Source organism: Kitasatospora sp. NPDC092948, assembly GCF_044754805.1.
Classification (GTDB): domain Bacteria; phylum Actinomycetota; class Actinomycetes; order Streptomycetales; family Streptomycetaceae; genus Kitasatospora.
Genome location: NZ_JBIVPU010000002.1, coordinates 782390 through 805952 on the forward strand (window position 1 = coordinate 782390; position 23563 = coordinate 805952).

Here is a 23563-nt window from a genome sequence, read left to right on the forward strand (position 1 = left end):
TCCTTCCGGGCCGCCCCCGGGCGGCGCCCGGGCGGTCGGTTCCGATCGGTCATTCCGGCGCTCCGCGCAGCTGCCAGCCGAGCTGGAACAGGGTCTCCGCATCGTAGAGCTCGCGCAGCCGGGCGATGTGGGCGGCCACCGTCCGTTCCGACAGGCCGAGTCGGGAGGCGATGGCGCGCTGGGTGAGGCCCTGGGCGAGCAGGGCGCCGACCTCCTTCGGAACGCCGGTGCCGCGCGGGCGGCCGGCCTGCGCGTGCCAGTCGATCCGGGTGGCGCGCGCCCAGTCGCGTTCGAACACGTCGAGCAGGCTGGCCAGCACGGCCGGGTCCTCGACGAAGGCGGCCTGGTTGTCGTCCGGCGAGGCGCTGATGATCGCGATCCGCCGGTCGAAGATCAGCATCTTCCGGAACGGCTCGTCCAGGATCCGGATCCGCTCGCCGCCGGCCGAGACCTCGGCGGCGTAGTCGACGGTGGGCGGGTCGGCGAGCGCGCCCGGCTGGTAGAGGGTGCGCAGGACGATGCCCCGGTCGAGGAAGTCCAGCGAACGCAACAGGGACTGCCGCATGTTTCCGACCGGGCGGGCGCCGCCGGGCTGGGCGGCGAGCGTCTCCTCCTGCATCTCGGACTCGATCTGCATGATGCGGTGCCGGATCTGCAGGCGGTCGTTCACCCGCTCGACCGCGTGCGACCGGTCGGGGCGGCGCGGGGCCTGGTCGTAGGCGCGCACCAGGTCCTCCAGCTGGGCGGGGGCCCGCTGCGAGCTCGTCAGCATGCGGATGGCCGCCTCGCGCAGGTCGGTGCTCAGCCGGGCCGCCACCGCGCGGGGGTTGACGGCGCTCAGCGACTCGTCGACGGCGTGGTGGATCAGCAGGCCGAGTTCGATCAGCCGCAGGGCGGCGGCGGCGTTCTGCTGCATCGCCTCACGGAACATCACCTGTCCGCCCTGCTCCAGCACTTGGCGGTACAGCGCCCGCTCCTCCTCGCCCGGCAGTCGGTCGGTCACCGCGCACCGTCCCGCATCAGCCGCCCCAGCTGGAACAGCGTCTGCGCGCCGTACCGCTCGCGCAGCCGGGCGATGTGGGCGGCCACCGTCCGCTCGCCGATGCCGAGGCGGGAGGCGATCGCCCGCTGGGTCAGCCCCTCGGCCAGCAGCTCGCCCACCCGGCCGAGCGCCTCGGGGAGTTCGGCGCCGTCCAGGATCTGCCAGGGGACGCGTTCGGCACGGGCGAAGTCGCGTTGGAAGACGTCGACCAGGTGGGCGATCACGCCCGGGTCCTCGATGAAGGCGGCGGTGCGGTTGTCGACGGCCCCGGAGATCACTGCCACCCGCCGGTCGAAGATCATCATGCGGGCGAACGGCTCGTCCAGGACGCGCAGGCGCGCGCCCCAGCCGGTGGCGACGGCACCGTACGCGACGGTGTGCGGGGTCCGGCGGGCGATCGGCTGGTAGAGGATGTCGGCGACCGCGCCGCGGCCGAGGGCTTCGCGCATCCGGGAGTTGCCGAGGGCCTCGGCCGGCCGGTGGCCGGGCTGGGCGGCGAGAACCTCCTCGTACCGCTCGGCCTCGATGGCGAGCAGGCGGTGCTGGATCCGCTCCAGGCCGTGGACGTGGGTGATCTGCGGGGCCTCGTCGAGGCGGTGCCGGGCGGCGTCGTAGTGGTCGGCGAGGTCGTCGAGGGCGAGCGCGGCCCGGTCGGCGCGGGCCAGCAGGTCGGCGGCGCCGGCCCGGTGCGCGGCGCCGAGGCGGGCGGCGGCGGAGCGCGGGTCGACGGCGGCGACCCAGCCGTCGGGAACGTACTGTTCGAGCAGGCCGAGTTCGAGCAGCCGGGCGGCGGCGCCCGCGTCCTGCTCCGTCAGCTCCCGCAGCGGGATCCGGCCGGCCCGCAGGACGGCGAGGTAGAGGGCTTTCTCGGCGGCGGTGGGCAGTTCGGGCATGGGCCTGCGCGGATCGGTCGGCGGTGTGGTCATCGTGCACCGTCCCGCATCGGCGTCGGCTCGTCGAAGCCGGTCGCCGCCAGGTCGGCGCGGGCGAGCGGTCCGGTGGCGTGCTCCCGCGGGCCGGCGCCGAGCCGGGCCCCGGTGGTGCGCGGGTTGACCGCCCGGTAGTGCTCCAGCAGCCGGGCGGCCGCGTCCTGCTCCCTCGGCTCGCGCAGCGGGACCCGGCCGGCCCGGGGTGCGGCGAGGTGGAGCGGCCGCTCGACCCCGGCCCGAGGGGCGATGTCCGGTTCAGCCACGGCTCCCGCCTCCGCGCATCAGCCAGCCGAGCTGGAACAGCGTGTCGGCGCCGTGCTGTTCGCGCAGCCGGGAGATGTGGCCGGCCACCGTGCGCTCGGACAGGCCGAGGCGGGTGGCGACGGCGCGCTGGGTGAGGCCCTGGGCGAGCAGTCGGGCGATCTGGTCGGCGGCGCTGCGGGTGGCGGCGGCGTCGAGCAGCAGGTCCCAGCGGACGCGTTCGGCCCGGGCCCAGTCGCGTTCGAAGCCGGCCGCGATCGTCGCGACGGTGGCGGGGTCGAGGATCAGCGCGGCCCGGCTGTAGTCCTCGGCGGCGGGGACGACGGCGGTGCGGCGGTCGAAGACCATGGCGCGCTGGAACGGTTCGTCGAGCAGCCGGATCTCGCCGCCGGCCTCGGTGAACGCGGCGGCGTAGCGGATCGCGGCGGGCTCGGCGAGCAGGACGGGCCGGTACAGGCTGCGGATCCGGCAGCCGCGCCGCAGCACCGGGAGTTCCTGGAGGAGCGAGGCCGCCAGGACGCTCGGCACGAGCTCCCCGGGCTGTGCGGTGAGGGCCTCCTCGCGGCAGTCGGCGGCGAGTTGGGCGATCCGTCGGCGGATCTGCTCGCGGCCGATCACCTGGACGTCGCAGCTGGCGGGCTCGATCGGGCGGGAGAGGCTCTCGAAGGCGGTGATCAGCGGGTCGAGGCGGCCGGGCAGGCATTCGGCCCGGTTGAGCAGGCGGGCGGCCTCGGTGTTCATCTCGGCGCCCAGGCTCTCGGCCACGAAGCGCGGGTCGACGGCCAGGTAGGTGCCGTCCAGGCCGTCGGGGACCAGCAGGCCGGTGCGGAGCAGTTCGGCGAGCGCGGGCCGCTGCGGGTCGGCGATCCGCTCGGCGGCGATCCGGCCGCCGGCGTCGAGGATCTCCAGGTAGAGGCGCCGGGCGAGGTCGTCGACCGGCGCGGGTACGGGCGCGGGGTCAGCCACGTCCGCCGCCTCTCATCAGCCAGCCGAGCTGGAACAGGGTCTGGGCGTTGTGCTGTTCGCGCAGCCGGGAGATGTGGCCGGCGACGGTGCGCTCGGACAGGCCGAGTCGGGTGGCGACGGCGCGCTGGGTGAGGCCCTGGGCGAGCATCCGGCCGACCCGGTGGGTGACGCTGCGGGTGAGGGCGCGGCCGTCGAGGCTGGGCCAGTGGACCTGCTCGGCACGGGCCCAGTCGCGTTCGAAGCCGGCCACCAGGTAGGCGATGGCGGCGGGGTCCTCGACGAAGGCGGCGCGGCTGTGGTCGTCGGCGGCGGGGATCACGGCGATCCGCCGGTCGATGACGATCATGCGGAGGAACGGCTCGTCCAGGACGCGGAGTTGGGCGCCCTGCTCGGCCATCGCGACGGCGTGCCGGACGGCGCTGTCCTCGGTGAGCGCGACCGGCTGGTAGAGGGTGCGCATGGTGCCGCCCCGACGGAGCATCAACCGGTCCTGGGTGTGGGCGAGTTCGAGGACGGCGGGCGGGCGCAGGCCGGGCTGGGCGCTGAGCAGCTCCAGCCGGCAGTCGGAGATCAGCTGGGCTATCCGCAGCCGGATGCTCTCCTGGCCGTCCACGTACACCGCCTGCCGGGCCTGGTCGGCGGGCCGGGGGACGGCGTCGTAGGCGCGGGTGAGCGGGTCGAGGGCGGCGGGCAGCCGGTCGGCGTCGAGCAGCAGCCGGGTGGCCCGGGCCCGCAGGTCGGTGCCCAGGCGTTCGGCGACGGCGCGCGGGCTGACCGCGACGTAGCAGCCGTCGATGCGGTTGCGCAGCACCAGTCCGACGGCCACCAGCTGCGCCAGCAGGGCCTGTTGGCGTTCCGGGGCGAAGTCGGAGTCGGGCAGCGCCGGGTCCTCGAGCGGAATGCGACCGCCGGCCGTCAGGATGGCGAGGTACAGCCGGGCGGCGTCGTCCTCGGGCAGTGTGCCGTCCGGGTCTGACGTCGGGTGGTCCGCAGCCACGTCGAGCTCTCCCTGCCGTGTTCCTCCGCTTGCGGATGATGATCTCAGCAGGGTCGTCCGGCTCGACGGCGGGAGCCCTGCGGTGCGGGCGGCGTCCTCCGGGGCGGGTGCAGGCACCCGGACCCCGGAGGACCCGCTCGTGTCACGCCAAGCGTCAGGACGCTTCCGGCGAGGCGGAGCAGCAACGCCTCACCGGTACCGGTCCGGCCGCCATCACCACACATGGCGTCCGGGCCGGTGCTCTTCCCCCCGTTGCGCAGATACGAACGCACCTGTCGCCCCCACGCGAAGAGCAAGTCGCCGACCGGGCTGCGGCGGCCCGGGACGACTTGGCGTGACTACACCTTCACAGCGCAGGGAACTCCGAACAAGTGGTCTCCGGCTGCAGGTTTCCGCAAGTGCAGGAACCTGCAGCAATCCACTCGATCGAGTGACCGGAATCCTGGATTTCGCGGCTATTCCCCCCTCTCCGAACAGGCATTCGGTATGCTCCGGCCCGGCCGCCCGGCGGTAGCGTCGCGGAGCGCCGGAATGTCACTGCCGGGGGCGAAAAATCGACAACTTTTTACCGATGCCGCCGATCCGGAATCACCGACGCCGAATCGACCGCTCCGAATCCGCCGCCGCGGGACGCCGACATCCGCCGACGAATGCGACCGTCCGCGCCGGCGTCCCGCGGCCGCTACAGCAGCCGTCCGGCCCGCAGCCCCGCCACGGTCCGGAGCGAGGCCACCGCCCAGGCGGTGAACAGCAGCAGCCACAGCGCGACGGCCAGCCCGGTGAAGCCGCCGAACCCGGTGTGCCGGGCCAGCGCGGCCGAGCCGGTGACGAGCGTGCCGACCGGGAAGGTGAACGCCCACCAGGTCATCGCGAACGGCATCCCGGCCCGCAGCGCCCGCAGGTTGGCGACCAGCGCCACGGCCAGCCAGAGCAGCGCGAAACCCATCACCGCGACGCCGTACACCTCGGCCAGGCCGCGGGCCACCGCCGCCCCCGGCCCGCCGGCGCCCGGCAGCGCGAGCGGCACCGCGTCCGCGAACTGGTGGACCGCGGTGGTGGACTGGCCGAGCGGACCGAGCACCAGGAACAGCGACGGGGTGAGCACCACCGAGGGCAGCTTGCTGTGCACCAGCCCGCCGAACACCACCGGCAGCAGCACCAGGGTGGCCAGCAGGCTCGCCCCGAACATCGCCACGCACCCGTACAGCAGCGCCTGCCGGGCCACCCCCTCCGGCAGGTGCGGCACCAGCGCGGGGCCGAGCGCGGCGGCCACCATCGGGGCGACCACCGGCAGCAGCCAGGTCGGGTTGGCCTCCAGCGCGGACAGCCGGTGCCGGGTGATCATCAGGTACGGCAGGCCGGCGGCCACCGCCACCGCGTACAGCGTCCCGGCGCTCCACAGCAGCACGTCCAGCGCCAGGCCGGCCCGCGCGCCGATCACCGGCCCGCCGACCGCGAGCGCGCCGTAGCCGACGGCCAGCAGCGCCATCGGCGGGCAGCCGTAGAACACCGCGGCGGACGGGTCGTCCAGCAGGGTGCGCCGGGCCTGCTCGCGGTGGCGCACCAGGTGCACGGCGCGGGCCCCCAGCAGGACGGCCAGCAGCAGCAGCGACAGCGTCCACACCGCCTCGGCGAGGGCGAGCCGGCCCGGCAGGTCGATCGGCAGCGCGGCGGCGCCGTTGCCGGTGATCGCGGTGCCCATCACGGCGGCGTACCAGTTCGGTCCGAGCCGGGACAGGTCAAGGGTGCGCAGCCGGGTGCGCGAAGCGGTGAGGGTTGCCATGGCCCCACCGTCTCCCCGCAGGTCGGACGGCGGTAGCGAGGCGTCCGCTATGAGGACATAGCCTGAGCCTATGGCTCTCTCCCCGCACGTCCCGGAACTCGGCGCCCTGGAGCTGCTGCTCGCGGTGGCCCGACTGGGCAGTGTCGGCCGGGCCGCGGCCGAGCTGGGCGTCAGCCAGCCCGCCGCCAGCGCCCGGATCAAGGGGATGGAACGGCAGATCGGGGTGGCGCTGCTGGAGCGCTCCCCGCGCGGCTCCCGGCCCACCGAGGCGGGCCGGCTGGTGGTCGAGTGGGCCCGGCAGGTGGTGGAGGCCGCCCAGGCGCTGGACGCCGGGATCGACGCGCTGCGCGAACGCCGGGACGCCCGGCTGCGGGTGGTGGCCAGCCTGACCGTCGCCGAGTACCTGATGCCGGGCTGGCTGCTCGCGCTGAACGAGGCCAGCCCGGGCACGGCCGTCACGCTGCGCACCGCGAACTCCGCGGACGTCGCCGCCCGGGTGCTGGCCGGCGAGGCCGACCTCGGCTTCGTCGAGGGCACCTCCACCCCGCCCGGCCTGTCCGGCGTGGTGGTCGCCGCGGACCGGCTGGTGGTGGTGGTCTCCCCCGAGCACCGCTGGGCCCGCCGCCGCGCCCCCGTCACCGGGGCCGAGCTGGCCGCCACCCCGTTGGTGCTGCGCGAGGTCGGCTCCGGCACCCGGGAGGTGCTGGAGGAGGCGCTCGCCCCGTACGGCGGGGCGGCCGAGCCCCGGCTGGAGCTGGCCTCCTCGACGGCGCTGAAGGCCGCCGCGATGACCGGCGCGGGCCCGGTCTGCCTGAGCGAACTGGCCGTCACCGAGGAGCTGGCCACCCGCCGGCTGGTCGCCGTCCCGCTGGCCGGCCTGGACCTGCAGCGCCCGCTGCGCGCGGTCTGGCCGGCCGGTCAGCGCCCGGCCGGACCGGCCCGGCTGCTGCTCGGGCTGACCCGCGGGCCGGTGCCAGGACGGCCTTCCCAAAAAAGTTGAGCGGAATAGACTCAACTTAGTGCATGCTGTAGTCAGCAGACTTGAGTTGTCCCGAAGACGAGAGGGGTATGCCCGCAGTGGACGCCAGTAAGTTCACCAGCAAGACGCAGGAGGCCCTGTCCTCCGCCATCCGCCAGGCCGGCGCCGCGGGGAACCCCGACGTCAAGCCGGTGCACATCCTGCTGGCCCTGCTGGAGCAGCCGGAGGGCCTGGCCCGCCCGCTGCTCAAGGCCGTCGGGGCGGACGCCGCGCCGATCGCCGTCGAGGCCCGCCGGCAGGCCGCCGCGCTGCCCGCCGCCCAGGGCTCCACGGTGGCCGCGCCCCAGCTCGCCCGGGACACCCTGGCCGTGCTGGAGGAGGCCGGCCGGCGCGCCGCCGACCTGGACGACCAGTACGTCTCCACCGAGCACCTGCTGGTCGGCCTGGCCGCCGAGGGCGGCCCGGTGGCCGGGCTGCTGAAGCAGCACGGCGCCACCCCGAAGGCCCTGCTCGCGGCGTTCAAGGACGTCCGGGGCAGCGCCCGGGTCACCTCGCCGGATCCGGAGGGCACCTACAAGGCCCTGGAGAAGTACGGCTCCGACCTCACCCAGGCCGCCCGGGACGGCAAGCTCGACCCGGTGATCGGCCGCGACCAGGAGATCCGCCGGGTGGTGCAGGTGCTCTCCCGCCGCACCAAGAACAACCCGGTGCTGATCGGCGAGCCCGGCGTCGGCAAGACCGCCGTGGTCGAGGGCCTGGCCCAGCGCATCGTCGCCGGAGACGTGCCGGAGTCGCTGCGCGGCAAGCGCCTGGTCGCGCTCGACCTGGCCGCGATGGTCGCCGGCGCCAAGTTCCGCGGTGAGTTCGAGGAGCGGCTGAAGGCCGTCCTGAACGACATCAAGGACTCCGACGGCCAGGTGATCACCTTCATCGACGAGCTGCACACCATGGTCGGCGCGGGCGCCGGCGGCGACTCCTCGATGGACGCGGGCAACATGCTCAAGCCGATGCTGGCCCGCGGCGAGCTGCGCATGGTCGGCGCCACCACGCTGGACGAGTACCGCGAGCGGATCGAGAAGGACCCGGCCCTGGAGCGCCGCTTCCAGCAGGTGCTGGTCGGCGAGCCCACCGTCGAGGACACCATCGCCATCCTGCGCGGCCTGAAGGGCCGCTACGAGGCGCACCACAAGGTGGAGATCACCGACGCCGCACTGGTCGCCGCCGCCACCCTGTCCAACCGGTACATCACCTCCCGCTTCCTGCCCGACAAGGCGATCGACCTGGTCGACGAGTCGGCGTCCCGGCTGCGGATGGAGATCGACTCCTCCCCGGTGGAGATCGACGAACTCCAGCGCGCCGTGGACCGGCTGCGGATGGAGGAGCTCGCGCTCGACAAGGAGTCCGACCCGGCCTCGGTCGAGCGGCTCGGCCGGCTCCGCCGCGACCTCGCCGACAAGCAGGAGCAGCTGAGCACCCTCAACGCCCGCTGGGAGCAGGAGAAGAAGTCCCTGAACCGGGTCGGCGAGCTCAAGGAGCGCCTCGACGACCTGCGCGGCGCCCTCGACCGCGCCCAGCGCGACGGCGACTTCGAGCGTGCCTCCAAGCTGATGTACGCCGAAATCCCGGCTGCCGAACGCGAGTTGACGGAGGCCCAGGACCGCGCGGCGGACGAGCCGAACACCACCATGGTCAAGGAGCAGGTCGGCCCGGACGACGTGGCCGACGTGGTCTCCTCCTGGACGGGCATCCCCGCCGGCCGCCTGCTGGAGGGCGAGAGCGCCAAACTCCTGCGCATGGAGGACGAGTTGGGCCGTCGCCTGATCGGTCAGCGGGAGGCCGTCCAGGCAGTGTCCGACGCGGTGCGCCGCACCCGCTCCGGCATCGCCGACCCGGACCGCCCGACCGGCTCGTTCCTGTTCCTCGGCCCGACCGGCGTCGGCAAGACCGAACTGGCCAAGGCGCTCGCCGACTTCCTGTTCGACGACGAGCGGGCGATGGTCCGGATCGACATGAGCGAGTACGGCGAGAAGCACTCGGTCTCCCGCCTGGTCGGCGCCCCGCCCGGGTACGTCGGCTACGAGGAGGGCGGCCAGCTCACCGAGGCGGTCCGCCGCCGCCCGTACAGCGTGGTGCTGCTGGACGAGGTGGAGAAGGCCCACCCCGAGGTGTTCGACGTGCTGCTCCAGGTGCTGGACGACGGCCGCCTCACCGACGGCCAGGGCCGCACGGTGGACTTCCGCAACACGATCCTGATCCTCACCTCCAACCTCGGCTCGCCGTACCTGGTCGACCCGACCACCCCGGAGGAGCGCAAGAAGGAGCTGGTGCTGGAGACGGTCCGGCAGGCGTTCAAGCCGGAGTTCCTCAACCGGCTGGACGACATCGTGGTCTTCGACCCGCTGGGCACCGCCGAGCTCAGCCGGATCGTCGACCTCCAGATCGCCGCGCTGGCCCGCCGTCTGCACGACCGCCGCCTCACCCTGGACGTCACCCCCGCCGCCCGGGACTGGCTGTCGCTGACCGGCTACGACCCGGCGTACGGCGCCCGCCCGCTGCGCCGCCTGGTGCAGTCCGCGATCGGCGACCAGCTCGCCAAGGAGATCCTCTCCGGCCGGGTCCACGACGGGGACACCGTCCTGGTCGACCGGGACGAGGCGAACGACCGGCTCAGCGTCGGCCCGAAGCCCTCGCTGGTGAAGTGAGTCCCGCGTCGGCGGGCGGAGCCCCCGCGGCTCCGCCCGCCGGCGTGTCCGCACCGGTCGGGAGCAGGTGAGTCGCCCCCCGAGTCACTCTGTGCCGCAAGCTCCGAATGAGGCAGGATGGGGGTATGAGAAGGCGGCCCCCCATCGGCAGCCGACCTTGTGCACCGTGAAAGGGAAACCCCCGTGAGCATCGACCCGTCGTCCATCCCGTCCTTCGGCCTGCCGCAGCCGCCGCAGGGCGGACAGCCCGGTGGCGCTCCGGCCGGGCCGCCGCCGGTGATCGTTCCGGACCAGAACCTGGTCGCCCAGCTGCTCGACCAGATGCAGCTCAAGCACGTGGTGGACGAGGAGGGCGACCTCACCGCCCCCTGGGAGAACTTCCGCGTCTACTACATGTTCCGCGGCGACCACAAGGAACTGTTCGCGGTCCGCGCCTTCTACGACCGCTCGTTCCCGCTGGAGAAGAAGGGCGAGATCCTCGACCTGATCGACGAGTGGAACCGCGAGACCCTGTGGCCCAAGGTCTACACCCACACGCACGAGGACGGCGTGGTCCGCCTGATCGGCGAGTCCCAGATGATCATCGGCAACGGCGTCAGCCTGGAGTACTTCGTCGGCACCACCGCCAACTGGACGCAGGCCGCGGTCGGCTTCGAGCAGTGGATGGTCGAGCGCCTGGGCCTGCAGGAGCAGGTCGAGGACGGCGAGGACGGCCCGGCCGACGAGGCCTGATCCTCCCCCGAACCGCCCAAAGGGCCCGGCCACCGGACATCCGGTGGCCGGGCCCTTGCGCATGGCCGACGCACCCGGCCCGGGACGGCGGAGCCGCCGTCCCGGGCCGAACGGGTCGCCCGCGCTCAGCGGCGCCGACGCCGACGCCGGAACCCGAGCAGCAGGAAGCCCCCGGCGGCGGCGACCAGTGCCGACAGCCCGGCGACCACGGGAGCCGGGAAGCGCCCCTGCTCGGCGGCCGACGCGGTGACCGCCCCGGTGCCGCCGGAGGTCCTCGGGAACGTGGCGGTGGCCCGCGAGGTGTGCTCGACCGTGCCGCTCCTGAGCGTCAACTCCATGCTCCAGGGGCCGTCCGGCAGCTGGGAGTCCAGCGGGACGACCGCCTCCGCGCGGGCGCCCGGGGCCAGCACGGTGCCGGTCCTGGCCGTGAACGGCCCGGCGCGCAGTCCGCCCGGGCCGTTCGAGAGGGAGAGCGCCCCGTTGATGTCCAGCGCCCGGCCGCCCGTGTTGTGGATCCGGGCGTGCAGCTCCGCCCGCCCGTCCTTGCTGCGGCCCGGGGTGAGCTGCTCGACCTCGAAGTCCGAGGCCGGCTCGCCGCCCGGGCCCACGTCGACGTACATCCGGACGCCCACCCGGCCCCGGATCGCCAGGTTGTGCGAGCGGTCCGGAGCGGCGGCCGTCTGCGCCCAGATGACGCCGTACCGCTCGCCGGCGGAAGCGTCCTTGGGCACCCGGATCGTGGCCCGCACCTGCGCCGTCTCGTGGGCCTCCAGGTCGAGGCCCGACGTGTCGAGCGAGGTCCAGCCGGTCAGCTCGTTGGCAGTGCGGTCCGCGGCGAAGGCGAACTCCCCCTTCGCGACGGACGCCGCCGCGGCGTAGACGTCGATGTGCATCGGCGCGGAGGACTCGTTGAGGACCTCCACCCGGCGCTCGATGGTCGAGCCGGGTTCGAGGTGGTCGACGATGTAGGCCTGCGCCCGGGGGTCGTCACGGCGGTCCTCCGGTGCGTCCAGCAGCTTGATCCCGATCGTCCGATCCGTCGGACTCGCCTCCGGGGACGGCGAGTTGGACCCCTCGCGCCCCTCGTGCTCCGCGACGCCCGGCGCCGCGGCGGGCTCGGAGGGCATCCCGTCCGCCAGGGCCGGCGCCACCCCGGCCGCGTGGACCGCGGCCAGCACCGCCAGCACCGCCCAGGCCCGGCGCGCACCCCTCGCCACGTCAGGCAACGGACTGGGTGAGCGTGCCGGTGTAGAGCCCGGAGACGGCACTGGCGGGCGCGTGCACGGTGACGGTCGGGTCCCAGGACGCGGTGTTGTCCCCGACGCCGGCGCTCCCGGTCAGCACCACCTGCGGGGCGCCGCTCAGCGTCACGTCCGTCGTGGTGACGGTGATGGTGCCGGTCGTGGTCACCACCCCGACCGTGTAGTCGGAGTCGGTGGCGGGGATCGTCGACACCCCGTTGACGAAGTCCGTCTCCGACGCGGTCACCGTCCAGGACGCCGAGGCCAGGGCCCGGTCGTCGACCACGCTGCACGGGCCGATCGCCGAGCCGATCGACGTACCGGGCGCCCCCGACCCGAGGTCGGCGGAGGCCGGCACCGACAGCGACAGCGCGCCGGAGGTGACGACGAACGTCACGGTGGTGCTGGGGTCGTCCTCGGCGACCGCGAGGACCGGCTGGCCCAGGACGAGCGCGGCGGCCAGCGCCGCGGTGGACAGGGTTGGTGCACGCACAGTAGCTCCCGAAGTAGACCCCCGAATGGCGGACATGCCGGTCGAGCACGTCCATCTGACGCACGATCAGGCAATCGACCGCACCCCGCTCCCGCAAGCCGGAGCGCGCCGCCCTCCGCCGGACGCGCGCCGATCTCCGCCGCAGGAATGACCACGGCCCGCCGTCCGTACCCGTCGTACGAGTGCTTGTCCGCGGCCTGCGGGCCGTCAGAGGATTGGCCGACCACAACCTGCGAGGAGCCGCAATGGGTGCAAGGCCGCTGCTGAACCGCCGGCTGGCGGGCATGGGGACGACGATCTTCGCGGAGATGTCGGCCCTGGCCACCGCCACCGGTGCGATCAACCTGGGGCAGGGGTTCCCGGACACCGACGGGCCGCAGGAGGTCCGGGAGGCCGCGGTGCGGGCGCTGCGCGAGGGCCGCGGCAACCAGTACCCGCCCGGGCCGGGCATCCCCGAGCTGCGGACGGCCGTCGCCGAGCACCAGCAGCGCTTCTACGGGCTGACGTACGACCCCGACCGCGAGGTGCTGGTCACCGCCGGCGCCACCGAGGCCATCGCCGCCGCGCTGCTCGCCCTGCTGGAGCCCGGCGACGAGGTGATCGCCTTCGAGCCGTTCTACGACTCCTACGCGGCCTGCATCGCGATGGCCGGCGCGGTGCGGGTGCCGCTGACGCTCCGCCAGCCCGCGTTCCGGCCCGACCTGGACGAGCTGCGTTCGCTCGTCACCCCGCGCACCCGGCTGCTGCTGATCAACACCCCGCACAACCCGACCGGCACCGTGCTGACCCCCGAGGAGCTCGCCGCGATCGCCGAACTGGCGGTCGAGCACGACCTGTTGGTGATCACCGACGAGGTCTACGAGCACCTGGTGTTCGCCGGCGCCCACCACCCGCTGGCCGCGCTCCCCGGGATGCGCGAACGCACCGTCGCGATCTCCTCGGCCGGCAAGACCTTCTCGTTCACCGGTTGGAAGGTCGGCTGGGTCACCGGCTCCCCCGAACTGGTCGCCGCGGTCCGCACCGTCAAGCAGTACCTGACGTACGTCTCGGCCGGCCCGTTCCAGTACGCGGTGGCCGAGGCGCTGCGGCTGCCCGACGCCTACTACGCGGACTTCCGCGCCGAGTTGCGGCGCAAGCGCGACCTGCTGGCGACCGGCCTGACCGAGGCCGGGTTCCGGGTGTTCGAGCCGCAGGGCACGTACTTCATCACCACCGACATCACCCCGCTCGGCGAGACGGACGGCATCGAGTTCTGCCGTGAACTGCCCGGCCGCTGCGGGGTGGTGGCGATTCCCAACGCGGTCTTCTACGACAACACCGAGATCGGCCGCAGCCAAGTTCGATTCGCCTTCTGCAAGAGGGAGTCGGTGCTGCGGGAGGCCGTGGAGCGCCTGCACCGCCGGTAGCAGCCGGAGCGGACGGGCGCCCGGCGGCCGGAGACCGCCGCCGGGCGCTCCGCCATGTCCGAACGCCGGTTGCCCCGCATCCGCTCCAGGAGTGCACGGCGCACACCACGGGCGTGGAGGCGCTCACCGAACAGAGTGCAACCCGGGACCGATCACACCCAGTCGGGCACACGCCTCAGAACGGTGAATGAGTGCCAAACATGGGTAAATCCCCGACGGACCCGGAGAATTCATGCTTCTCTGCTGCTGAATCTCCAGCCGGAATCCTTCCTTCCACGGTCGGCCGCGCCCCGGATCGGACAGTCTCGAACACTCTCACGCACTGAGGAGTGGACTCCGGCCGAAGGGGCGCGTACGGAGCTGAAACGCGGAGCCGAGCATGCTCACCACCCTGCAGACCTCCTACACGGACACCCGCGCCGGCGATCTGGCCTGGCAGCTGGGCGGCGAGCCGCTGCCCGCACTGGCGGTCCGTGACATCGGGCTCGACGACGGGACCGGCCGGTCCGACTCCCTCGGCGGCACCCTCCAGCTGCGGCTGCTGGGCGCCTCCCACCAGGTCGTCCTGGCGGCCCGGCCGGGCGACTGCCTGGAGACGGTGGCCTGCCTGCCCGGCCGCCGCACCCCGCTGCCGGCCCGGGTCGCCGAGCAGGTGGCCGGCTGGGAGTACGAGTTCGCGGCCCGGATCGAGGAGCTCCCGCCGCACGTGTTCGCGGCCCGCGCCCAGGAGCTGCTGGCCCTGGTCGAGGGGCACCCGCGGGCGCTGGCCGGGATCTTCCCCGGCGACCCGAGCGCCTTCACCGCCCTGGTCGCGCACTGCGGGGACCGCCGGGTGCACTGGCGCACCTGGCACGCCTACCCGCAGGAGGGCCGCCTGGTGTGCACCCGCTCCTCGCTGTCGCTGCGCCGCACCGTCGACGCCCCGGGCGGCCGGAGCGGGCACGGCGGGTACGGCGGGCGCGACCGCTCCCCGGAACCGAAGGCGGGGTGGTGACCGCCGTCAACCGGACGCCCCACGCAGTCCCCCGATTGGGCGCAGCCATTCACCCGGGCTCTCGCCTAGCGTTCCCTTCATGATCAACCATCCGGTCGGACGGTCCGCGAAGCCGGCTCCGGACGCCCCCGCCCTCCCGCCGACGGCCGAACACCGGCCCACCACCGCCCCCCGCGCCGCGGGCCTCGGCGGCGCGGTCCGGGCCGGCGGCGCCATACCGCTCGCCCTGCCCGCCCGACCGGCCCGGATCCTGGTGCTGCTGGCCGCGTTCGTCTGCGCGGCCTGCGGCCTGGTGTACGAACTCGAACTGGTCGCGCTCGGCGGCTACCTGCTCGGCGACTCGGTCACCCAGACCTCCGTGGTGCTCTCCGTGATGGTCTTCGCGATGGGCATCGGCTCGCTGCTCGCCAAGGGCCTCACCCGCCGCCCGGCCACCTCCTTCGCCCTGGTCGAGTTCGCGCTGTCGCTGACCGGCGGCCTGTCCGCGCTCGCCCTGTACTGCGGCTGGGCCTGGCTCCGCCAGCCGCACACCACGCTGATCGCCCTGATCGCCGCCACCGTGCTGATCGGGCTGCTGATCGGCGCCGAGATCCCGTTGCTGATGACGCTGATCCAGCGGATCCGCCGGGAGCACGCCGGCCGGGCCGTCGCCGACCTGTTCGCCGCCGACTACGTGGGCGCGCTGATCGGCGGCCTGGCCTTCCCGTTCGTCCTGCTGCCCGCCCTCGGCCAGGCCGCCGGCGCGCTGGTGACCGGCGCCGTCAACGCGGTCGCCGGGGCTGTGGTGGTGCTCTGGCTGTTCCGCGCCGAACCCACCCCGCGCGCCCGCCTGCTGCTGTGGACCGGCTGCGGGCTGGTGCTCGCCGTCCTCGCGCTGGCCGCCGCCTGCACCGGCGCGATCGAGCGCGCCGCCCGGCACGCCCTGTACGGCGGGCCGATCCGGTTCGTCACGCAGAGCCGCTACCAGGAGATCGTCCTCACCGGCGGCCCGATCGGCGCCGGGCAGCGCGCCCTGCCGCCGCTGAAGCTCTTCCTGGACGGCCGGCTCGCGGTCTGCGGCCCCGACGAGTACCGCGACCACGAGGCGCTGGTCCGCCCCGCGCTGGGCGTCGGCCCCAGCGCCCGGGTGCTGCTGCTCGGCGGCGACGGGCTGGCGCTGCGCGAGGTGCTGCGGCACCCGGCGGTGCGCAGCGTGCTGGTGGTCGAGCGCGACCCGGAGCTGTCCGCGCTGGCCCACCGGGACGACGCCTACGACGCGCTGACCGAGCACGCCTGGGACGACCCGCGGGTGCGGCTGGTGACCGCCGAGCCGATGGGCTGGCTGCGCCGCACCGCCGGGCAGTTCGACGTGATCGTCTCCGACCTGGACGACGAGGCCGCGCACGGCAAGTACCGCTCGCGTGAGTTCTACGGCCTGGCCGCCCGTCGGCTCGCCCCGGACGGCCGGCTGGCGGTGCGCGGCGGCGCCCCGGACGGCGTGCTGTGGAGCTCCGCGGCGGGGCTGGCCGCGGTCGGGCTGGACGCCGTCCCGTACCAGGGCGGCGCCCCGGCCGCCGAGGCGTGCGGGCAGGCCGGGCCCGCCCCGACGTTCCTGCTGGCCGGCCACGCCGTGCCCGCGCTGACCCTGGCGCCGGACGCGCCCGCGCCGCGCTCGCTCACCGTCGACGCGCTGCGCGGCACGGCGGTCCGGCTGTCCGCCCACCGGCCGTCGCCGCTGCCGCCGCCGCACTCGCTGATCGGCCCCTGACCGCCTGCGGCCCGGTCGGGCCGCGGCGGGCCCGGCCCCGACGGGCCCGCCGCTCGCACCGCCCCGGGCCGGCGGACGACAGCCCACCGCGCGCGGTTCGCGGCGCGGCGACGGCCCGGCCGGCCCGCGCCGGTGAACGACCGCCCGCCGTGCGCCCGTTCGCGGCACTCCCGGCCCGGCTTCGGGTGCGGGGCTCGGCACGGCGGCGGCCGGTCGGTAGGCTCGCCGGTATGGAGCATGAGGTTGTCGTCCCGGTGCCCGCCGAGGTGGTCCGGGAGGCGCTGGTGGACCGCGAACTGGTGGCCCGCTGCGTGCCGGGGCTGAGCGCGGTCGCGTCCACGTCCGCCCCCTCGGCGGCGGACAGTCGGCTCAAGGTCCGGATCGCCGGCTCCACCATCACCTTCGCCGGCCGGATGTCCGTGGCCGGCTGGCAGGACGGCGTGCTGGAGCTGCGGCTGACCGGCGAGGAGATCCGCGGCGCCGCCCCGGTGACCGCCGAACTGCGGATCACCCTGCGGGAGCAGCCGGGCGAGACCGCGGTGTGCTTCACGACCGCGCTGACCGCCTCCGGCCGGCTGGCGGGCTTCGACGGCCCGGTGCTGGAGACGGCCGGCCGCCGGCTGATCGACCGGGCGGTGGCGGCCCTGGTGGCCGAGCTGTCCGGGCCCGCCGAGGACGCCGGGGACGACCCGACGGACGGCGCGACCGTGGTGTTCCTGGACGAGCGGGCGCAGGGGCCGGACCTGGACGACGACCTGTCGGACCTGATCGCGTTCGGCGAGGACGACCTGCCGGAGCCGGTGCCGGTGCCGCGCCCGGATTCGGCGTTCGAGCAGGAGAGCGCGCCGGTGCGGCGCAGCATCGTCGGCCGCTCCGCGGAGGAGGTCGACCACGCCCCGCCGCACGGCCGGTACGCGCCCGCCCCGCCGGCGCACAGCGCGCGGGCCCGGGCGGCCACCCGCTGGGGCGGCGAGCCGGCCCTGCTGCCGGGTGCGGGCGGCGAGCGCAGCGCGCTGCCGTGGGTGATCGGCGGCGGTGTGGCGCTGCTCGGCGGCGCGGTGGTGCTGGTCCGGGCGCTGCGGCGGCGCTGACCGGGCCGGGCGGCCCGTAAAATCGCTGACCATGAGCAACGACCGGGACGCCCTGCTGGCGCAGATCAAGGACAAGGCCGTCGTGCACGGCAAGGTCACCCTCTCCTCGGGCCGGGAGGCCGACTACTACGTCGACCTCCGCCGGATCACCCTGGACGCGGAGGCGGCCCCGCTGGTCGGCAAGGTGATGCTGGACGCGGCCGCGGACCTGGAGTTCGACGCGGTGGGCGGCCTGACCCTGGGCGCCGACCCGGTGGCCGCGGCGATGCTGCACGCGGCGGCGGCCCGCGGCCGCAAGCTGGACGCCTTCGTGGTCCGCAAGGCGGGCAAGGCGCACGGCCTGCAGCGCCGGATCGAGGGCCCGGACGTCAAGGGCCGCCGGGTGCTGGCGGTGGAGGACACCTCGACCACCGGCGGTTCGGTGCTGACCGCGGTGGAGGCGCTGCGCGAGGCGGGCGCCGAGGTGGTCGGCGTCGCGGTGATCGTGGAGCGCGGCGCGGCCCCGGCGATCGCGGAGACCGGTCTGCCGTACATCACCGCGTACACCCTGGACGACCTGGGCCTGTGAGCCCCGGGGCCGGCCCGCACGCGGCCGGTTCCACGTGGAACATGCGAGAGGCCCCGACCGGACCGGTCGGGGCCTCTCGCGTCGCGCGGTGCGGACTCAGTGCTTGCGGTGGCGGCCGGCGGCGACCGACTCGGCGGCGTCGGCGGTGCCCGCGGCGGCCTTCTTCTTCTTCCGCTCGCGCATCACCTCGACGATGATCGGCGAGATCGAGATCAGGATGATCAGCGCCATCGCGGGCAGCAGGTACTTGTCGATCACCGGGGCGAGCTGGTCGCCGGTGAAGTAGCCGATCAGCAGCATGGACTCGGTCCACAGCACACCGCCGACGACGTTCCACAGCAGGAAGGTCTTGGCGGGCATCTGCAGGGTGCCGGCGACCGGGTTGAGGAAGGTCCGCACGATCGGGATGAAGCGGGCCAGCACCACGGCCTTCGCCGGGCCGAACTTCTCGAAGTACTCCTCGGCCTTCTCCACGTACTCGGGCCGGAAGATCTTCGAGTTCGGCCTGTCGAACATCTTCGGGCCGACCTTGCGGCCGAGCAGGTGGCCGAGCTGGGCTCCGGCGATCGCGCAGAGCGGCGCGCCGACCAGCAGCATGCCGATGTTCATCTGGGCGCCGTCGCCGAGCACCGCGGGGGCGGCGCTGGAGGCGGCGACACCGGCCAGGATGAGCATCGAGTCACCGGGGAAGAAGAACCCGACCAGCAGGCCGGTCTCGGCGAAGATGATCGCCAGGATCCCGATGGCGCCGACGGAGGCGACGAGCGATTTGGCGTCAAGGACGTTGACGGCGAGCTGGATGTGTTCCACGCGCGCAGGATAGCCCGACTCTCCTTGCGAAGCCTCAACCGGCGGCCCGCGGAGCCCGTTCCCGAGCGCCCTTCGGAGCGGCCGTCCCAAGTGGCGGGCCGCTGGGTGTGTCCGTGGGGCGAGTCTGGGAAGATGACCGAGGTGTCCGGCCCGCGGTCGAGCAACCACCCTCAGCTCGTACCGCATCCGTCGTGAACCACAGGCGTATCGAGCCTTCGGACAGCGTCGTCCGATCGCCCCACACCGACAGGAGCGGATTCGCATGCCCATCGCAACTCCCGAGGCCTACAACGAGATGCTCGACCGGGCCAAGGCGGGCAAGTTCGCCTACCCGGCCATCAATGTCACCTCGTCGCAGACCCTGCACGCCGCGCTGCGCGGTTTCGCCGAGGCCGAGAGCGACGGCATCATCCAGATCTCCACCGGTGGTGCGGAGTTCCTGGGTGGCCAGCACAACAAGGACATGGTGACCGGCGCCGTCGCGCTGGCCGAGTTCGCGCACATCGTCGCGGCCAAGTACGACGTCACCGTGGCCCTGCACACCGACCACTGCCCGAAGGACAAGCTGGACGGCTACGTCCGCCCGCTGCTGGCGATCTCCGCCGAGCGCGTCGCCCGCGGCGAGAACCCGCTGTTCCAGTCGCACATGTGGGACGGCTCGGCCGAGACCCTGGCCGACAACCTGGCCATCGGCCAGGAGCTGCTGGCCCAGGCCGCCGCCGCGAAGATCATCCTCGAGGTCGAGATCACCCCGACCGGCGGCGAGGAGGACGGCGTCTCGCACGAGATCAACGACGAGCTGTACACCACCGTGAACGACGCGGTGCGCACCGCCGAGGCGCTCGGCCTGGGCGAGAAGGGCCGCTACCTGCTGGCCGCCTCGTTCGGCAACGTGCACGGCGTGTACAAGCCCGGCAACGTGGTGCTCCGTCCGGAGCTGCTGGCCGACCTGCAGGCCGAGATCGGCAAGCAGTACGGCAAGCAGGACCCGTTCGACTTCGTCTTCCACGGCGGCTCCGGCTCCACCGCGGAGGAGATCCGGACGGCGCTGGAGAACGGCGTGGTCAAGATGAACCTCGACACCGACACCCAGTACGCCTTCACCCGCCCCGTCGTGGACCACATGTTCCGCAACTACGACGGTGTGCTGAAGGTCGACGGCGAGGTCGGCAAGAAGAACACCTACGACCCGCGCACCTGGGGCAAGCTGGCCGAGGCCGGCATGGCCGCCCGCGTGCTGGAGGCCGCGCAGCAGCTGCGCTCGGCCGGCAAGCGGATGAAGTAACCACCGCACGAACGGCGCCCCGTACCCGCCAGGGTGCGGGGCGCCCGTCGTTTTCCCCGCGGGCGGCGGACACGGTTGACCCGCCGGGTACGGGTGGCAGACTGGCACACCATGGAGATGCACAAGAACCTGCTCGACGGGCCCGAGCCGACCCTCCTGCCCGAGGAGGAGCAGCCCTACCGGATGCTGGCCGAGGAGTCCGCGTCCCCGACCCAGGTGGCGGCCGAGTACCCGGCGTTCTGCCTGGCCTGGGCGATGCTCGCGGACGACTCGTTCGCGGCCGGCCGCACCGTCGAGTCCTACGCGTACGCCCGCACCGGCTACCACCGCGGCCTGGACGCGCTGCGCCGCAACGGCTGGCGCGGGCACGGCCCGGTCCCGTGGGAGCACCGCGGCAACCGCGGCTTCCTGCGCTGCCTGGCCGCGCTCGCCCGGGCCGCCGGCTCGATCGGCGAGACCGAGGAGGAGGCCCGCTGCTGGCAGTTCCTGAAGGACAGCAGCGCCGAGGCGTACGCCGAACTCAAGCAGTGACCACCGACCGTCGGCGCCCCACCCCACCCGGGGTCGGGGCGCCGACGGCGTTCTGCCCGCCCGTCAACTCCCTTGCTGCACCGGGACGCAGCCTCCGCCGGTGAGCACTGCCGCCCGGCGCGACGTCGACTGCGGTCGGGCGCCCGGGTGCCGGCCGGGGAGCCGCTGGGCGCGGTGCCGGAGCGCCCACAGGGCCCGGATCCACGGTTGCGGTCCGGCCCCGGGGAACCAATCGCGGCCATACCGCGTATGTTCCCGATGCAGCACATTCGTGCGAACGGGTCACCGGGACGCACGGATCGCCATGTCGCCGTCCCGAGGGAAACCAGATGCCCGCAGCCCGTCGCAGGTCACTCAGCAGGGCCGCCCTACGCCGCGCCAGGATGCGCCGCCGTCGGCTGGCCACGACGCTGGGCGGCACCGCGGCGCTGGTGGTGCTCGGCACGGCCGGGTTCAGCTGGCTCCACGCGACCGGCGCGGCGTCGCCGGAGGCCGAGGCCACCGCGCAGGCCCGACCCGCCCCGGTCAGCGAATCCCCCGAGCCCGCCCGGGCCGAGGAGAGCGCGCCGCCGCCGCCGAGCGCTCCGGCACAGAGCCCGCCGCCGAGCACGCCGCCGCCGAACGCCCAGGAGGTCGTCCAGCACGGCAGCGGCAGTTTCACCGTCGCCGCCGCGTCCGGCGGCACGGTCGGCACCGGCGGCACGGTGCGCCGCTACCAGGTCGAGGTCGAGGACGGCATCAAGATCGACCCGAAGGCCGCCGCCGCCGCGATCCAGGCGGTGCTGTCCGACAAGCGCAGCTGGATCGCCGACCGGCGCAACAGCTTCAAGCTGGTCTCCTCCGGCAGCTACGACTTCACGGTCAAGATCGCCTCGCCCGACACCACCGACCGGATCTGCGGTGCGGGCGGCCTGAACACCAAGGGCGAGGTGAACTGCGACGTCGGCAAGCAGGTGGTGGTCAACTCCAAGCGCTGGCTGACCGGTTCGCCCCAGTTCGACGGCAGCCTGGACGACTACCGGGCGCTGATCGTCAACCACGAGGTCGGCCACCGGATCGGCCACGGGCACGAGGACTGCCCGGGGCCGGGCAAGCCCGCGCCGGCGATGATGCAGCAGATCTACGGCCTCAAGGGCTGCACCGCCAACGCCTGGCCGTACGACGCCAACGGCAGCTACCTCAGCGGGCCTTCCGTCCCCTGACCGGCCGGGCGCGGCTCACCCGGGCAGCAGGTCGACCGCGAGCAGGCCGTCGGAGAGGCCGACCAGCAGGGCGCCGTCCGCGAAGCCGAGCGTCCGGATGTCCGATCCGAGACGCAACTCGACCGGGGGGACGGACAGTTCGGGGCGGCGGACCCGGACCAGGCCGTCCGACCAGGCGGTGGCGAGCAGCAGACCGTCCGGACCCGAGGCCAGGGCGAGGGCGGTGACCGGGGCGGGCCGGCGGTCGGCGGGCCCGGGCATCGGCTCGTCGTCCGGCCCCCACAGGCGCACCGCCCCGTCGTAGCCACCGCTCGCGAGCAGCGGGAAGGCGTCCTGGCCGGTGCCGAGGGCGTGCGCGGCCAGGGCGGTGACCGGCCCGGTGTGCAGGGCGGCACTGCGCACACCGCCGTCCCCGGACCAGTGGACGGCCCCGTCCGCGTCGCCCACCGCGGGTGCGGCGGCGAGCAGTAGCGGGGCGGCGGCGAGGGCGGTGAGCGGGCCGGCGGCGGCGCGGAGCCGGGCCAGCTCCTCGTCCAGGGCGTACGGTTCGAGCCCGGGAGCGGGAGCGGCGGGGGCGAGGATCTCGGTGCCCGACCAGGTGTCGAGCAGGACCAGGCTGCCGCCGGCCGTGACGGTGATCGCCAGCAGCGGGCGCGGTTCGTCGACGGGCGCCAGGCCGACCGTCGAACCGTCGGAGGCCGCCAGTCGGCGGATGGCGCCGTTGCGGTCGGCGACCAGCCAGTGCCCGCCCTGGACGGTCGCGGCGGCCGCGCCCGGCTCCCAGCGGGCCCACCGCGCGGACCAGCGGCTCGGGGCGTCGGCGAGCCGGGCGGCGGCGGCCGGGTCGGTGCCGAGCAGCCGGGCGCGCAGCAGGTGGGCGCGGCCCGGTGCGTCGGGGATGTCGACCAGCGCCGGTCCGACCGTCGACCAGGCGGTGGCGAGCGGGTCGGTGCGCCCGTCGAGTGCGGTGGTGACGCTGGTCGGCCGGGCCAGCGCGTAGAGCATCGGGTCGGTGGCGAGCGGGCCCAGGTCGCCCGCCCGGGCGGCGGCCACCCACAGGTCGCTGAGCAGGTCCTCGTCCGCGGCGGCCAGGTCGAGTGCCCCGTCGGCGCCGCGCGGCACCCGGGCGATCAGTTCGGGTGCGGCCGCCGGGGGCGGCGGGACGGCTCCGGCGGCCCGGCCGGGGCTGGGGTAGCCGCCCGGGTCGTGGCCCTGCTCGGCGCACCAGGCGTCGAAGCGGCCCCGGTCGGTCCAGGCCGGATCGTCGAGGTCCAGCACCGCGGGGGCCGGAAGGTTCGCGAACCCCGTGCCCGCGGCGGCCTCCACGACCAGTCTCAGGTGCGGCAGTTCGAGCATCGGGTCGAGGAGTTCGGCGACCAGCCGGGCGGGGTCGGCGGCCCGGTCGAGCTCGGGGACGCAGACGACGGTGCGCCGGTCGTCCGCGGCGAGTGCGGCCAGCAGTTCCGGCACCGTCCGGGCGGTGATGCCGAGTTGGCTGCCGAGCAGCCACAGCGCGCCGCGGGCGTCCAGCCCGGCGGACGGCAGGGCCGCGTGGACGCGCCGCTCGGCCGGGGTGTCGGGAGCGGTTCCCTGGGCGAGCAGCCAGCCGAGCAGGTGGGTCTTCCCGGCGCCCGGGCGACCGGACACCAGGCACAGCCGCGGCGCCCGCGGGTCGGCGAGCCAGCCGAGTAGTGCCGTCCCGGCCGGTCGGCGTCCGGCACGCAGTGGCGGTGTCCGTGATTCCGTCTCCATGCCCTACCCCTCGCTTCCGGACGGCTGGCCGGTCGAAGCCTACCGATCGCAT

Annotated in this window: 21 protein-coding genes; 11 read left to right on the top strand and 10 right to left on the bottom strand. The window is 74.4% G+C overall.

Going from position 1 to position 23563, the window contains the following annotated elements:
- Window positions 1–49: 49 nt before the first annotated feature.
- The 6 genes from ACIQF6_RS08420 to ACIQF6_RS08445 all read right to left on the bottom strand — a co-directional run bounded on the left by ACIQF6_RS08420 (window position 50) and on the right by ACIQF6_RS08445 (window position 5978).
- On the bottom strand, window positions 50–1003 hold the full coding sequence (locus ACIQF6_RS08420) for a LuxR C-terminal-related transcriptional regulator (protein WP_400891667.1): 954 nt from the start codon (window positions 1001–1003) through the stop codon (window positions 50–52).
- Entirely contained in the window at window positions 1000–1968 is a 969-nt protein-coding gene (locus ACIQF6_RS08425; protein ID WP_400891670.1) for a LuxR C-terminal-related transcriptional regulator, read from the bottom strand. The genes ACIQF6_RS08420 and ACIQF6_RS08425 overlap by 4 nt, the downstream gene beginning before the upstream one ends.
- Entirely contained in the window at window positions 1965–2234 is a 270-nt protein-coding gene (locus ACIQF6_RS08430) for a hypothetical protein (protein ID WP_400891672.1), read from the bottom strand. Before ACIQF6_RS08430 ends, ACIQF6_RS08425 begins: the two co-directional genes overlap by 4 nt.
- On the bottom strand, window positions 2227–3198 hold the full coding sequence (locus ACIQF6_RS08435; RefSeq protein ID WP_400891674.1) for a helix-turn-helix domain-containing protein: 972 nt from the start codon (window positions 3196–3198) through the stop codon (window positions 2227–2229). Before ACIQF6_RS08435 ends, ACIQF6_RS08430 begins: the two co-directional genes overlap by 8 nt.
- Complete coding sequence (locus ACIQF6_RS08440) at window positions 3191–4195, bottom strand: LuxR C-terminal-related transcriptional regulator (RefSeq protein WP_400891676.1); 1005 nt, start codon at window positions 4193–4195, stop codon at window positions 3191–3193. The genes ACIQF6_RS08435 and ACIQF6_RS08440 overlap by 8 nt, the downstream gene beginning before the upstream one ends.
- A 682-nt stretch (window positions 4196–4877) precedes the next feature.
- Window positions 4878–5978, bottom strand: coding sequence for a TDT family transporter (locus ACIQF6_RS08445; RefSeq protein WP_400891678.1), 1101 nt, complete (start codon window positions 5976–5978; stop codon window positions 4878–4880).
- Window positions 5979–6048: 70 nt separating this feature from the next.
- On the opposite strand from ACIQF6_RS08445, the gene ACIQF6_RS08450 reads away from it, so the two are divergent.
- From ACIQF6_RS08450 to ACIQF6_RS08460, 3 genes are all read left to right on the top strand, one after another.
- Window positions 6049–6978 carry a LysR family transcriptional regulator gene (locus ACIQF6_RS08450; RefSeq protein ID WP_400891680.1) on the top strand — a complete coding sequence of 310 codons (930 nt, stop codon included), beginning with the start codon at window positions 6049–6051 and terminating at the stop codon, window positions 6976–6978.
- 77 nt (window positions 6979–7055) lie between these two features.
- Window positions 7056–9659 (top strand): ATP-dependent chaperone ClpB, encoded by a 2604-nt coding sequence (clpB, locus tag ACIQF6_RS08455; protein WP_400891682.1) that lies wholly within the window; start codon window positions 7056–7058, stop codon window positions 9657–9659.
- Between the two features lie 183 nt (window positions 9660–9842).
- On the top strand, window positions 9843–10391 hold the full coding sequence (locus ACIQF6_RS08460; protein ID WP_400891684.1) for a YbjN domain-containing protein: 549 nt from the start codon (window positions 9843–9845) through the stop codon (window positions 10389–10391).
- 125 nt (window positions 10392–10516) lie between these two features.
- On the opposite strand, the gene ACIQF6_RS08465 is transcribed toward ACIQF6_RS08460, so the two are convergent.
- Window positions 10517–11608, bottom strand: coding sequence for a peptidase (locus ACIQF6_RS08465; protein WP_400891686.1), 1092 nt, complete (start codon window positions 11606–11608; stop codon window positions 10517–10519).
- A 1-nt stretch (window position 11609) separates the two neighbouring features.
- Window positions 11610–12125, bottom strand: a complete 516-nt coding sequence (locus ACIQF6_RS08470) for a hypothetical protein (protein ID WP_400891688.1) — start codon at window positions 12123–12125, stop codon at window positions 11610–11612.
- A 245-nt stretch (window positions 12126–12370) separates the two neighbouring features.
- Between ACIQF6_RS08470 and ACIQF6_RS08475 the strand changes: the two genes are divergently transcribed.
- From ACIQF6_RS08475 to pyrE, 5 genes are all read left to right on the top strand, one after another.
- A complete protein-coding gene (locus ACIQF6_RS08475; protein ID WP_400891691.1) occupies window positions 12371–13531 on the top strand; it encodes a pyridoxal phosphate-dependent aminotransferase in 1161 nt (386 codons plus the stop codon).
- Between the two features lie 379 nt (window positions 13532–13910).
- Complete coding sequence (locus ACIQF6_RS08480; RefSeq protein ID WP_400891693.1) at window positions 13911–14525, top strand: DUF2617 family protein; 615 nt, start codon at window positions 13911–13913, stop codon at window positions 14523–14525.
- Window positions 14526–14604: 79 nt separating this feature from the next.
- Window positions 14605–16272, top strand: a complete 1668-nt coding sequence (locus tag ACIQF6_RS08485) for a spermidine synthase (protein ID WP_400891696.1) — start codon at window positions 14605–14607, stop codon at window positions 16270–16272.
- A gap of 230 nt (window positions 16273–16502) precedes the next feature.
- Window positions 16503–17363 (top strand): CoxG family protein, encoded by an 861-nt coding sequence (locus ACIQF6_RS08490; RefSeq protein ID WP_400891698.1) that lies wholly within the window; start codon window positions 16503–16505, stop codon window positions 17361–17363.
- A 31-nt stretch (window positions 17364–17394) separates the two neighbouring features.
- Window positions 17395–17931, top strand: a complete 537-nt coding sequence (gene pyrE / locus ACIQF6_RS08495; RefSeq protein ID WP_043915296.1) for an orotate phosphoribosyltransferase — start codon at window positions 17395–17397, stop codon at window positions 17929–17931.
- Window positions 17932–18027: 96 nt separating this feature from the next.
- Here pyrE and ACIQF6_RS08500 read toward each other — a convergent pair whose 3' ends face one another.
- Window positions 18028–18741, bottom strand: a complete 714-nt coding sequence (locus ACIQF6_RS08500; protein ID WP_400891701.1) for a DedA family protein — start codon at window positions 18739–18741, stop codon at window positions 18028–18030.
- Between the two features lie 262 nt (window positions 18742–19003).
- On the opposite strand from ACIQF6_RS08500, the gene fbaA reads away from it, so the two are divergent.
- The 3 genes from fbaA to ACIQF6_RS08515 all read left to right on the top strand — a co-directional run bounded on the left by fbaA (window position 19004) and on the right by ACIQF6_RS08515 (window position 21759).
- Complete coding sequence (fbaA, locus tag ACIQF6_RS08505) at window positions 19004–20026, top strand: class II fructose-bisphosphate aldolase (protein WP_400891703.1); 1023 nt, start codon at window positions 19004–19006, stop codon at window positions 20024–20026.
- Between the two features lie 111 nt (window positions 20027–20137).
- The gene (locus ACIQF6_RS08510; protein WP_400891705.1) at window positions 20138–20557 is read left to right on the top strand and encodes a DUF3151 domain-containing protein; all 420 of its coding nucleotides are present in this window, start codon (window positions 20138–20140) and stop codon (window positions 20555–20557) included.
- Window positions 20558–20940: 383 nt separating this feature from the next.
- Window positions 20941–21759 (top strand): DUF3152 domain-containing protein, encoded by an 819-nt coding sequence (locus ACIQF6_RS08515; RefSeq protein ID WP_400891707.1) that lies wholly within the window; start codon window positions 20941–20943, stop codon window positions 21757–21759.
- 15 nt (window positions 21760–21774) lie between these two features.
- Here ACIQF6_RS08515 and ACIQF6_RS08520 read toward each other — a convergent pair whose 3' ends face one another.
- Window positions 21775–23511, bottom strand: a complete 1737-nt coding sequence (locus ACIQF6_RS08520) for a hypothetical protein (protein ID WP_400891709.1) — start codon at window positions 23509–23511, stop codon at window positions 21775–21777.
- Between the last annotated feature and the right edge of the window lie 52 nt (window positions 23512–23563).

Excerpts from the sequence above, each read along its gene's own strand:
- ACIQF6_RS08425 (WP_400891670.1), bottom strand. The coding sequence starts at position 1,968 with ATGACCACACCGCCGACCGATCCGCGCAGGCCCATGCCCGAACTGCCC.
- fbaA (WP_400891703.1), top strand. The coding sequence starts at position 19,004 with ATGCCCATCGCAACTCCCGAGGCCTACAACGAGATGCTCGACCGGGCC.
- ACIQF6_RS08480 (WP_400891693.1), top strand. The coding sequence starts at position 13,911 with ATGCTCACCACCCTGCAGACCTCCTACACGGACACCCGCGCCGGCGAT.
- ACIQF6_RS08475 (WP_400891691.1), top strand. The coding sequence starts at position 12,371 with ATGGGTGCAAGGCCGCTGCTGAACCGCCGGCTGGCGGGCATGGGGACG.
- ACIQF6_RS08445 (WP_400891678.1), bottom strand. The coding sequence starts at position 5,978 with ATGGCAACCCTCACCGCTTCGCGCACCCGGCTGCGCACCCTTGACCTG.
- ACIQF6_RS08520 (WP_400891709.1), bottom strand. The coding sequence starts at position 23,511 with ATGGAGACGGAATCACGGACACCGCCACTGCGTGCCGGACGCCGACCG.
- ACIQF6_RS08515 (WP_400891707.1), top strand. The coding sequence starts at position 20,941 with ATGCGCCGCCGTCGGCTGGCCACGACGCTGGGCGGCACCGCGGCGCTG.
- ACIQF6_RS08485 (WP_400891696.1), top strand. The coding sequence starts at position 14,605 with ATGATCAACCATCCGGTCGGACGGTCCGCGAAGCCGGCTCCGGACGCC.
- pyrE (WP_043915296.1), top strand. The coding sequence starts at position 17,395 with ATGAGCAACGACCGGGACGCCCTGCTGGCGCAGATCAAGGACAAGGCC.
- ACIQF6_RS08510 (WP_400891705.1), top strand. The coding sequence starts at position 20,138 with ATGGAGATGCACAAGAACCTGCTCGACGGGCCCGAGCCGACCCTCCTG.
- ACIQF6_RS08490 (WP_400891698.1), top strand. The coding sequence starts at position 16,503 with ATGGAGCATGAGGTTGTCGTCCCGGTGCCCGCCGAGGTGGTCCGGGAG.
- ACIQF6_RS08450 (WP_400891680.1), top strand. The coding sequence starts at position 6,049 with ATGGCTCTCTCCCCGCACGTCCCGGAACTCGGCGCCCTGGAGCTGCTG.